The organism is Nocardia sp. NPDC003482 (genome assembly GCF_053588115.1).
Genome location: NZ_JBSFPI010000035.1, coordinates 38,646 through 49,574, shown reverse-complemented (window position 1 = coordinate 49,574; position 10,929 = coordinate 38,646). Strand labels below are relative to the sequence as shown.

The window sequence follows — 10,929 nt, the reverse complement described above, 5'->3', positions numbered from 1 at the left end:
GCCCGGTCGGGTCGCCGCCCGCGCCGAGCCAGCCCGTCCACGCGAAGGCGGGCCGGGTGCGTTTGCCGCCGCGCAGCACGAAGTCGCGCAGCGAGTCGGCGGCGGTCACGAACACCGGACCGAGTTCGTCGACGAACTCGTGCCGGGAGTCGAAGAATTCGACCAGGGTCTGCTGGACGGCGGCGATGAGCGCCGACTTGTCGGTCGATGCCGGACGTGTCGAAGTACCAGCGGACATCGGAACCTCCCATGGTGACTCGACGCGTCGATCGTGAACACAGCGCTGGGTGGAACGATACTGCCCGGGCGTACCCCGACATCTCGGGGGCGTCGGACCCGCCGACTACACTGGGCCGGTGAGTTCTGACATTGTACGGGGACGATCGACCCCTGGCCGACCTTCCCGGACACCTCGGGTCTCCGGAACTCCATCCGTCGTCGGCGCGTTGCGGAGCCGTCCGGACGGCGTGATCCCCTTCTCGGTCGAGTTCAATCCGCCGCGCGACGCCGCCGCCGAGGCCCGATTGTGGCGGGCGGCACGCGAATTCGAGCGCATGCATCCGGCGTTCGTGTCGATGACCTACGGGGCGGGCGGTTCCACCCGCGACCGCACCGCGCGGGTGACCGGTCAGCTGGCCCGCGACACCACGCTGCTGACGGTCGCGCATCTGACCGCGGTCGGGCACAGCGTGGCCGAACTGCGCTCGATCGTGGGCACCTACGCCGACTCCGGCATCCGCAATCTGCTGGTGCTGCGCGGCGATCCGCCCGGCGATCCGCTGGGGGAGTGGCAGCGGCATCCCGAGGGCCTCGAATACGCCGAGGAACTGGTGCGGATGGTGTGCGAACTCGGCGACTTCCACGTCGGGGTGGCCTCGTTCCCGCAGGGGCATCATCGCTCGCCGGATCTCGATCACGACACCCGCTACCTGTGCGCGAAACTGCGTGCGGGCGCGGAGTATTCGATCACGCAGATGTTCTTCGACGTGGATCACTATCTGCGGCTGCGCGACCGGGTGATCGAGTGCGATCCGGTCGAGGGCGAGAAGCCGATAATCCCCGAGCTCATGCCGATCACCTCGCTGCGCACGGTGCAGCGGGCCGAGGAGCTGTCGGGGCGACCGTTGCCCGCGCCCCTGATGGCGCGGCTGGAGAAGGCGGCGGGTAACGATCCCGAGCGCAATCGCGACGCGGTGCGGTCGGTGGGGATCGAGATCGCCACCGAGATCGGGGCGCGGTTGATCGCGGAGGGGGCGCCGTGCCTGCACTTCATCACGCTGAACTTCGCCAAGGCGACGAGCGAGGTGCTCACCAATCTCGGGTACACGGTGTCGGCCGCGCCGGTGAGCGCCTGATTTCGCGCGCTCACCCCGGCGTTTCGCGGGCGCGGCGCGGGCTGGTGGCGGTACCGTCGCCTGGTCCGTGACGTCGAGGAATCCGCTCGCGAAGGAGTACGCCGGTGTCCGTGCCGCATTCGTTCGCTCGTCTCGCCGCGACCGTGGCCGCGGCGGTGCTCTCCGCCGGTGTCTGGGCCGGGTCCGCCGCCGCCGACACCCCCGATCCCGCCGCCGCCATCGCGCGCGCCGAGCGGGCCGCGACCTCCGTGGACGCGCTCACCAGCTATGACCAGGCCGTCGAGGCGCTGCGTCGGCTGGGCGTGCAGCCGTTCCTGTGGCCGTCGGTCTCGCCGAACTGCGGTGCGACGCCCGCGGTGGCCGGTGCCGTGCCTGGTCCGTGGCCGCAGAACGTCCTCGCCATTCCGGGGCTGGATCTGGCCGGGGTGAAGGCGGGGCAGACCCTGTTCGCGTTCGTCCCGATGGGTCTGGCCCCCGACGGCCCCGACACCTCCGGTATGCAGGTGGCCTGGTTCAACACCGCGACCGGTCGCGGCGGCATGGCCCCCATGGGCCCGCTGTCCGGCCTGGTCGACATCCTCGTCCCCCCGCAGATCCCCGAACCCGCCCGCGGCATGGCCGAATCCGTCGTCCACGACTTCCTCGCCCGCATGCTGCCCGCGGGCGGCGTCCGCGTGGTGCCGGTCGACACCGGTTCCGGCACCGTCCTGTCCCTGATGTTCGGCACGGTCCGCGACGGCGCCCAGACCTGCTTCTTCCTGCCGACGGTCGGCATAACCACCGTGCCCTGACCCGAAAATCGTTGCGCCGCAAGGGTAAACGGGGTCGCTCTCGCTGGTCGGCTCGCGGATCCCTTGCGCCGCAGCTCATCCCGGGCGATTCGACCACGGGATGCCGGTGCTGGATGTGCCCGGGTTCATCCCGCGCGGGCGGCGATGGGGCGGCCCTTCCAGGTCAGTTCGCCCGCGTGGTGGAGGCGGTGGGAGCGGATCGACAGGCGGAGGTAGGCGGCGATGGAGAGGGGATGGGCCAGGGCGGCAAGGAGATCCGCGGGGGTGGGGGTGCCGCCGGATTCGAGGGAGCGCGCCAGGATTCGGCCGCCGACGGCGGTCGCGTAGCCGAGGACGCCGAGGCGGCGGACCGTGCCGTGGCCGAGGACGGCGGCCAGGGGCGGGAGCCAGTAGCCCAGCGCGGCGGCCGCGCCGACGGCCGCGCTGCCGCCGGGCGATCCGTAGGCCGACCACAGCCAGCGGCTGTAGCCCGCGTCGAGATCGCTTGCGTTGCGGTACATCCGGGTGCTCGCGACCCGTCCCGCGCCGACCAGCGCGGTGCGTTTCCCGGCGCGGCGCAGGGCGCGGGCCAGGGCCAGATCCTCGGTGACATCCGCGGCGACGGCCGCGTGCCCGCCCACCGCGCGATACGCCTTGGCGTCGAAGACCAGGAACTGCCCGCAGGACACGGCCGTCGCGGGGCGCAGGCTGTGATTGGTCAGCCGCACCGGCAGCGTCGTCGCCCACGACCAGCACAGCAGCGGCTGCACCAGCGCCTCGGCCACCGACTCGGCCCGCTGATAGGGCCACGGGACGACCAGCGCCGCGCCCGACCGCCGCAACTCGCCGACGGCGGCCGCGATCGCGCCCGGACCCAGGCGCACATCGGCGTCCAGGAAGATCAGCACCCCGGCGGGCGGCTCGGAACCGGTTGTCACCCCGGCGATCTCGGCCAGCCGGGCGCACGCCGCGGTCTTCCCCGTCCAGCCGGCGCGCGGCGCGGTCTCGATGGTGACGATCGTGAACCGCTCGTCCCCGTCGACCGCCGCCACCGCGGCCTGATACGTCCCGTCGGTGGAATCGTCGTCGAGGATCAGCACCCGCATCCGCGAAAGCCCGCGCTGGGCGCGCAGATCCGCGATCAGGGCGGGCAGCCGATCGGCCTCGTCCCGGGCGGGCACGCACACGGTCACGGGCTCGATGACCGAGGTGGCCACCGCCCCCAACTGCCGCACGGTCGCCCGATTGAACGCGGCCAGCACACCCCCCGCCCCGGACAACCCCGCGGCGGCGGCTACCACACCCCGAGCCGTGACCGTATCCATGTGAAGTCCAGCCTCCCACACCCGCTTCCCGCTGTCGCCTCCGACGCTACCCGGACCGACCCCCCGAGCGCGCGGACGTCCGCGCCCCCAACCCCTGCCCCGGTCGGCCGTCCAGTGGAAAGCGACTCGCGCGCACGTGGGTCCGCCGTCGCACGGGCGTGAACGGCTCGCGGTCTCACCACCGACCGCACGCGTTTTGGCCCCCTGCGGCGCGCTAGTCCGCAGCCCTTGCGATCAAACGCGGAAACCTGTACTCGCGGCGCTGAGGCTCGAGCGTTCTCGCGCGTCCCGACTCTTCGAATCCGCCGTCTCGCGGGGCGGCGCGGAACCCGTGACTCGCGCGGCCCTGGGGCTCAGGCGTTCTCGCGCATCCAGGGTGGGGTGGGGTTGCGGTTCATGTAGGCCAGGACGGCTACCAGGGCGGCGACGGCGAGGGTGATGCCGCCGACGATTCCGGCCCAGCCCGCGAAGGAGCGGGTGTTGGGGTCGGCGTAGCTGACCTCGGCGCGGACGGTGCTCACATCGCCCGCGGGGAGTTTCCAGGAGACGATCGAATCGCCCTCGCGGTTGCCGTTGGTGGTGGCGACGCGGGAGGGGAAGGCGACGGTGAACTGGACGTCCGACCCTTGCGGCGGAAGGGTTTTCAGGTCCACCCGGCCGGTGAGCGTGACGCGGTCACCGGTGCGGACGAACTGGAGGTTGAACATCCCCTGCGTCTGATCCGACAGGCCGCTCAGCTGCTGCACCTCGCCGAAGGTGAGGTCGTCGAAGTACACCTGACTGCCCACGTACCCGTCCTGCGAATACGGCTCCACCCGCACCTTGCTCGCCAGGGTCTCCGGCGCCTTCAGCACCGGCCCCTTGTCCTTGTCGTTGACCGGAACGGCCGCGGCCACGATCCGCCCCGACACCCGATCGTTGGACGAGACCCCCATCGAGACCTGCACACGCAGGCACCCGGCCAGCAACGGCAGCAGCAACGCCGCCAGAAAGACGATGGACCAGCCACGATGGCGGGACCGGCGGGCGCGTCTCGCGCCGGCGGTCGAGGGTGTCGGACTCGGTTGCACGGCTCACATCGTGCCATGACACGCCGGGTCGAGCGGTACACGACGGGCCCGTCGCCCCAACTGTGCCGCCAAAGGGATACCGAGCACCCCCAGACCGACGAAACCGTAGGCCGCCGACGCGGGCAGACCCAGGAAAACGGCGTGCGCGAGCGCCGACCCGAGCCACGTCCACCCGAACACCACGATCGGCACCGCCCCCGACACGCCGCGCGCCGGATGGGCCCGGGCGAGCAGACCCACCAGCGCCGCCATCACCAGCGCCACCGCGAACCAGCCGACGTAGTTGGTCCACGGAATGTGCGAAAGCCCCGGCAGCCCCGGCCGATTCGAACACCAGCTCCACTGCCCGTCGGCCACCATCTGCGGATCCAGATACAGATCCCACCCGACCGCCCCCACGGCCGTCAGCACCACCCGCGCGGGCGCCCGCCGCGCCAGCGACCCGGCCACCACCCACACCGGATACAGCCCGCCCGTCCAGGCCAGCGGAATCAACACCGGCACCCCCGCCACCGCCGGACCCAGCCGATCCACCGCGTAGTCGTAACACCCGAACGGGAAACCCGTTGCGGTGCCGACGATCTCGGCCACCAGACCCAGCCCGGACACGATCAGCAGGAATCCGGCGGCGAACCGCGCACCCCGATCCACCAGCGCGTGCGTCAGCGCGGTCGCCACCGCCAACAGCACCACGACGATCGTGACCGCGTCCCGCGCCCCGCCCGCGGTCAGCGGATAACCGATCTGCACGGCGATCCACGCGATCGCCGCGACCGCGGGCACCGCCCTCATCGCCGCCCGATCGACGACCACCGGGCTCGACGCCGATCCCGCAACGCCAGCCGCGCCGCCGCGCGCCCGCTCGCCCCCGACACGCCGCCGCCGGGATGCGTCGACGCGCCGGTCAGGAACAATCCGGGCGCGCCCGGCACCCGCTGCCCCGACAGTTCGGGCAGCGGCCGCCAGAAGAACATCTGATCCAGCGACATCTCCACATGCATGACATTGCCGCCCAGCAGACCCAGCTCCCGCTCCAGATCCGCGGGCGTCTGCACGAAACGCCGCCGCACCGAATCCGCGAAACCCGGTGCGAGCGAGTCCAATTCGCCGACGATGCGGTCGCCCTCCCGCTCGGCGTGGGCGTCCCACCCGCTGCCGTCGGCGAGCCGCCGCGGATGCCACTGCGCCCACAACGACAACTGATGCTCCCCGGCCGGGGCGATCGACGGATCGAGCGCGCTGAAACTCATGGCCAGCACCACCGGCCGCGGCGGCAGCTCCCCGGCCAGCGCCGCCCCGTGCGCCGCCCACAACCGCCGCCGATCCGAGACGAGCAGTTGCAGCCCGCGCGCGGACTCGGCGGCGGTCGCGCCCGGATACTCCGGCAGGGCGGATGTGGCCGCCCGCACCACCATCCCGATGCCCGGCCCGACCCGAATCCGCCGCGCCCAGTCGTCGAGGACCCCGGCGTCGAAACCGCCGCGCCGCAACAACTCCAGCGTGGTCAGGATGTGCGTGCCCGCGATCACGGTGGGCGCGGCCAACTCCCGGCCCGACGCGGTGCGCACCCGCCAGCCGCCGCCCGCGCGGCGCAGTTCGGTGACCGCGTCGCCCGCCGACACCTCGCCCCCGTCGGCCCGCAGCCGGGCCACCAGCGCGGCGGTGAGCGCGCCGCTGCCGCCGACCGCGCGGCCCGGCGGCAGGGTGTGCATGAGCGCCGCGAAGCCGACCATCGGCGCGGTGCCCGGCTCCGACATCGGCGGCCCCGACTGCGCGCCGAACCAGGCCAGCGCCGCCTTGAGCCGCTCGTCGTCGAACCAGCTGTCCAGCAAGGCGTCTCCGGTCTGGAGGAACTCCCGGGACAGGGCGCTGCCGCCCGCCCGCGCGTCCAGCCCCCAGAACGAGCGCACCAGCCGATCCGGCCGCGCGGGCCCGGCGAACGCCCGCATCACCCGGCGCGCCCGCGGCTCCCACACCGCCACGAACCGCCGATACGCGTCGGCGTCGCGGTGCCCGCACGCGGCGGCGATCGAGGCGCAGGTGCGATCCAGATCGCGATGGAAGACGATCGGCGCCGCATCGGAATTCGCGGGCGCGGGCGCGAAGGCCCACGGATCGCAGTCGAGATAGCGCAGCCCGAACCGCGCCAGCTCGAGTTCCTCCACGATGCCGGTGTGCCGAATCATGATGTGCGCGGACGATCCTCGATCGACCAGATGCCCCGGGAACCGGGCCACCGTCGACACCGCCCCGCCCAGCACCTCGTCGCGCTCGAGCACCTCGACCCGCTCGCCCGCCCGCGCGAGATAGCAGGCGGCCACGAGCGCGTTGTGGCCCGATCCGACGACCAGGACCGTCACGGGCGCGGATCCGCCAGCGGCAGCCGCCGACCCAGCACGGCGAAGCGGCGGGTGTCGCCGGAGAACACGAAATGCCTTACCACATCGGTGAATCCCTGCCTGCGATACAGCCGCCAGGCGCGGTTGTCCTCCCGGTCCACCTCGGGGGTCGACAGCAGCGCGGCCCGTTCCGGACGGTTGGCCAGCAGCCGCGTCAACAGCGTCTCGCCGATGCCGCGACCCTGCGCGGCGGGGTGCACGTGCAGTTCGGTCAGCTCGAAGTAGTCGGTCAGCAGGTCGCGGGTGTCCGCCTCGGACCAGCCCGAGCGGCGCATCCCGGTGTGCACCTGCTGATGCCACCACTGGTGCGGCGCGCCGTGGTAGCCGTAGGCGATGGCGAGCAGCGGCGCGGTGCGGACGTCGTATTCGCCGCTGTCGTCGGGCAATACGGCCCCGACGGCCTGCCACCCCGGGCGGGTGGTGTGCTCGGTCCACATCGGGGCCCGATGATGTTCGGTCCCCCGGGGATAGCCCATCGCCGCGACGTAGATCGATAGCGCGTCGTGTAGCCGGGCCCGGACGGTGGCGGCGGAGAGGTCGACGACGACGGGGGCGGGGGTGTGAGGTCTGAGGGCTGTCATGTCTGGGCGGCGCGGCTCTCGTTCGACGCGGAAAGTTGTCGGTGGTCCTCTCTATATTCACACCAGAACGAGATTCGAATACCTGTTCGGTCTACGAGGGGTGTGGAGGTAACCGCCATGGCTGATCGGATGAAGCATCCGGGGCATTCGGGGCGGGCCGGGAATTTACTCGCTCGCGCCGACGGACTGCTGTTGCAGGCCGCGGCCGAACCCGATCCGCGCGAACGGTTCCGGACCGCCTACCTGGCCGCCTTGCGCGGCGCGGGCGCGGTGCTCGCGCTCACGGGCGCCGACCGGGCGCCGCGGGCGCGCTCGCGTAACGCCTGGGTGCTCATGCAGCAGGCCGCGCCCGAGTTCGTCATGTGGTCGGACTACTTCAGCTCGCACTCGGAGACACGCGCGGCGCTCGAGGCGGGGCTCGAACGTCCGGTCGACACCGCCCGGGCCGACGAGTTCGCTTCCCGGGTAGGGGCATTCCTGCACGACGTGGAGGATATGGTCGCCGCGGCCACCCGCTTGCGGCCGCTGCCGGGGTGGCTCGGGGACGGCACGGGCTGAACATCTTCGGAGTAGGTGGTAGCACACTGATCGAACTCGTATCATTGGTGGCAGGTAGCCGCCAAGGTCGGCTACTAGTCGCCTACCCGGAGGCGACCACCACGACCTAGTGCCGGGGGAGGTACCGTGCCACTCTCCGAGCACGAGCAGCGCATGCTCGAACAGATCGAGAGCGCTCTCTATGCTGAGGACCCCAAGTTCGCCTCGACCGTGCGTGGCGGACGGCTACGTTCGGCGACCGGTAGACGCAGACTGCAATCGGCGGCGCTGTTCGTCCTCGGTCTGGTCCTTCTCGTCGCGGGTATCGCGCTGCCCGTCAAGCCGGGCGGCTTCCCGATCATCAGCCTGCTCGGTTTCATCGTCATGTTCGGCGCCGGCGTCCTGCTGCTGATGGGCGGGCACGGACTGCCGGGTTCGCGACGCGGTGGTCCCGCGAGTTCGGGGCCCGGCGGCGGTCCGAGCGGCGGACGGGGTAAGCAGCGCAAGTCGGGCGGCTTCTCGGCCCGCATGGAGGACCGGTTCAGGCGCCGGTTCGAACAGGACTGACACAGATCTCTTCCTGAGCGACACGCCGTGCGATGCACGGCGTGTCGTTTTGTTTCCGGCACCTTCCGAGCGCTCTCCCCAGCGCACCCCACAACGCCCCACGGCGTCCCCCACACCGCCCCACCCGGCGCGATAACCGGTTGCTATCTGCGCGTTTGCTGGCGGTTGTCGGATCGACGGGAGTGTCGACCGCGCGTGTCGGGCGAACTCGCGAAAATCTCCCCACCCCGGTGATAGCTGGTGTCACCTGCGGAAACCGGTCGCCGGGGACCGAGATCACCGCGGCTTTCGATTGAAAGTGGGGGAAAGTGGGGTAATGTGGAGCGCGCACTGAGGAGGCCGACCAGACGGGGTGTTCTCACGGGAGGTGTCGAGGCGTGTTTCTCGGTACCTACACGCCTCGCCTGGACGACAAGGGGCGACTGACGTTGCCTGCGAAGTTTCGCGACGAGTTGGCGGGAGGGTTGATGGTCACCAAAGGGCAGGACCACAGCCTTTCCGTGTATCCCAAGGAGGAGTTCGCCGCGCTCGCGCGGCGGGCCGCCGCGGCGTCGCGCAGCAACCCGCAGGCACGGGCATTCGTCCGGGCCCTGGCCGCCTCCACGGACGAGCAACGTCCGGACGCGCAGGGCCGGATCATGCTGTCGGCCGAACATCGGCGCTACGCCAACCTCACCAAGGACTGCGTGGTGATCGGCTCGGTCGACTTCCTCGAGATTTGGGACAAGCAGGCGTGGGAGTCCTACCTCGCCGAACACGAGGAGGATTACTCGCTGGCCAGAGACGAGTCGCTGGGCGGAATCTTCTAGCCCCGACGCGGCGAGTGCCCTGCGGCCTCTGCCCGACGGCGGACCCTGACGTACTTCCCCAACGCCAGGTGCCGTCGCTCGGTCAGAGACCCCGGGGCATTCACCACCGACGTAGAGTCCAATCGCCCCAGGATCCGGGAGGTCGAGGTGCATCATGAAGACCCCGGCCCGCGTCATGTTCCGGTCCTGTTACGGCGAGCCGACGAAATCCTCGGTCCCGCACTGGTTTCCGGCGGTGTCCTGGTCGACGCGACCCTCGGGCTCGGCGGGCACGCCGAGCACTTCCTGCGCACGTACCCCGCGATCCGGCTGATCGGGCTCGATCGCGACACCGAGGCGCTGAAGTTGGCGGGGGAGCGGCTCGCGCCGTTCGCGGATCGAATCACGTTGGTGCACACCCGCTATGACGGCATCGCCGACGCGCTGCGCGAGGCCGGGCTCGAGCCGACCGGATCGGTGCGGGCGATCCTGATGGACCTCGGCGTGTCGTCGATGCAGCTCGACGAGACCGAGCGCGGCTTCGCCTACTCGGTGGACGCCCCGCTGGACATGCGGATGGATCCCAGTGGCGGCCCGACCGCCGCCGACGTGCTCAACACCTATGCCCACGGCGACCTGGCGCGCATCCTCAAGACCTACGGCGAGGAGCGCTTCGCGGGCAAGATCGCGAGCGCGATCGTGAAACGCCGTGCGCGCCAACCCTTCACGACCAGCGGTGAGCTGGTGGAGTTGCTCTACGACACCATCCCCGCCGCCACCCGCCGCACCGGCGGCCACCCCGCCAAACGCACCTTCCAGGCCCTGCGCATCGAGGTCAACCGCGAGCTGGAGTCCCTCGAGGCCGCCCTCCCCGCGGCCCTGGCGGCCCTGGCCCCCGGCGGCCGCATCGTGGTCATGTCCTACCAATCCCTGGAGGACAAGCTGGTCAAACACCTCTTCGCCGACCGCACCACGTCCCGCACCCCCGCGGGCCTCCCGATCGACCTCCCCGGCACGGCCCCCGACTTCCGCCTCCTCACCCGAGGCGCCGAGAAGGCCACCGACGAGGAAATCGCGGAAAACCCCCGAGCCGCCCCAGTCCGCCTACGCGCCCTGGAACGAATAGAGGCAGCGGCATGACCACCCAGCGCCCGCGTCGCCCACCCCGCCCCACCGAAAACGACTGGGCGCGTACCCGACTCGTGCGCCATGCTGTTCCGACCCACCCCGACGCGAGCCACGCGCCGGGCCGAGCCGTCGGCGCCCCGAACCACCTGCCGATCCGCACGCCCGGCTCGAAGCCCGCGATCGCCGCACCCGGCCACGGGTTCCCGGCTGGTCGCGTGGTCGTCGGTTCGGGTGGTGCGGAACTCGTGCCCGCTCGGGTAGGCGGTTCGGGGTCGGTGGCCGGGGACGATGGCGCTGGGCTCGGGCTCGGTGGGAGTTCTGGTGTGGGGCCGCGGGTTTCGGGGCGTGGTCGGGTCGGAGGCGGTGCGGCACCGGGGTGTGCGGGCGGCTTGCGGCGGGTGGACGGGTT

At 71.5% G+C, this 10,929-nt stretch carries 11 protein-coding genes and 1 pseudogene; 6 read left to right on the top strand and 6 right to left on the bottom strand.

Translation table 11 applies throughout. The features are described from left to right. Positions 1-238 (bottom strand): annotated as a pseudogene (locus tag ACWDSJ_RS35015) (polyprenyl synthetase family protein); the annotation flags it as partial. A 118-nt stretch (positions 239-356) separates the two neighbouring features. Here ACWDSJ_RS35015 and ACWDSJ_RS35010 point away from each other — a divergent pair. Continuing rightward, entirely contained in the window at positions 357-1,355 is a 999-nt protein-coding gene (locus tag ACWDSJ_RS35010; RefSeq protein ID WP_450037066.1) for a methylenetetrahydrofolate reductase, read from the top strand. Positions 1,356-1,459: 104 nt separating this feature from the next. After that, positions 1,460-2,146, top strand: coding sequence for a hypothetical protein (locus ACWDSJ_RS35005; RefSeq protein WP_450037065.1), 687 nt, complete (start codon positions 1,460-1,462; stop codon positions 2,144-2,146). A 125-nt stretch (positions 2,147-2,271) separates the two neighbouring features. Here ACWDSJ_RS35005 and ACWDSJ_RS35000 read toward each other — a convergent pair whose 3' ends face one another. The 5 genes from ACWDSJ_RS35000 to ACWDSJ_RS34980 all read right to left on the bottom strand — a co-directional run bounded on the left by ACWDSJ_RS35000 (position 2,272) and on the right by ACWDSJ_RS34980 (position 7,500). Beyond that, positions 2,272-3,450, bottom strand: coding sequence for a glycosyltransferase family 2 protein (locus ACWDSJ_RS35000; protein ID WP_450037064.1), 1,179 nt, complete (start codon positions 3,448-3,450; stop codon positions 2,272-2,274). 353 nt (positions 3,451-3,803) lie between these two features. Then, positions 3,804-4,520: an LppM family (lipo)protein gene (locus ACWDSJ_RS34995; protein WP_450037063.1), complete on the bottom strand. Its 717-nt coding sequence runs from the start codon at positions 4,518-4,520 to the stop codon at positions 3,804-3,806. Between the two features lie 3 nt (positions 4,521-4,523). Next, a complete protein-coding gene (locus ACWDSJ_RS34990; protein ID WP_450037062.1) occupies positions 4,524-5,312 on the bottom strand; it encodes a carotenoid biosynthesis protein in 789 nt (262 codons plus the stop codon). Then, complete coding sequence (locus tag ACWDSJ_RS34985) at positions 5,309-6,880, bottom strand: phytoene desaturase family protein (RefSeq protein WP_450037061.1); 1,572 nt, start codon at positions 6,878-6,880, stop codon at positions 5,309-5,311. Before ACWDSJ_RS34985 ends, ACWDSJ_RS34990 begins: the two co-directional genes overlap by 4 nt. Beyond that, positions 6,877-7,500 (bottom strand): GNAT family N-acetyltransferase, encoded by a 624-nt coding sequence (locus ACWDSJ_RS34980; protein ID WP_387361631.1) that lies wholly within the window; start codon positions 7,498-7,500, stop codon positions 6,877-6,879. The genes ACWDSJ_RS34985 and ACWDSJ_RS34980 overlap by 4 nt, the downstream gene beginning before the upstream one ends. Before the next feature lie 117 nt (positions 7,501-7,617). On the opposite strand from ACWDSJ_RS34980, the gene ACWDSJ_RS34975 reads away from it, so the two are divergent. The 4 genes from ACWDSJ_RS34975 to rsmH all read left to right on the top strand — a co-directional run bounded on the left by ACWDSJ_RS34975 (position 7,618) and on the right by rsmH (position 10,532). Then, positions 7,618-8,058: an SAV_6107 family HEPN domain-containing protein gene (locus ACWDSJ_RS34975; protein WP_387361633.1), complete on the top strand. Its 441-nt coding sequence runs from the start codon at positions 7,618-7,620 to the stop codon at positions 8,056-8,058. Positions 8,059-8,184: 126 nt separating this feature from the next. Next, positions 8,185-8,604, top strand: a complete 420-nt coding sequence (locus ACWDSJ_RS34970) for a DUF3040 domain-containing protein (protein ID WP_387361635.1) — start codon at positions 8,185-8,187, stop codon at positions 8,602-8,604. Positions 8,605-8,981: 377 nt separating this feature from the next. Continuing rightward, positions 8,982-9,413 (top strand): division/cell wall cluster transcriptional repressor MraZ, encoded by a 432-nt coding sequence (gene mraZ, locus ACWDSJ_RS34965; RefSeq protein ID WP_387361637.1) that lies wholly within the window; start codon positions 8,982-8,984, stop codon positions 9,411-9,413. A 132-nt stretch (positions 9,414-9,545) separates the two neighbouring features. Continuing rightward, positions 9,546-10,532, top strand: a complete 987-nt coding sequence (gene rsmH, locus ACWDSJ_RS34960; RefSeq protein WP_450037072.1) for a 16S rRNA (cytosine(1402)-N(4))-methyltransferase RsmH — start codon at positions 9,546-9,548, stop codon at positions 10,530-10,532. Positions 10,533-10,929: the final 397 nt, after the last annotated feature.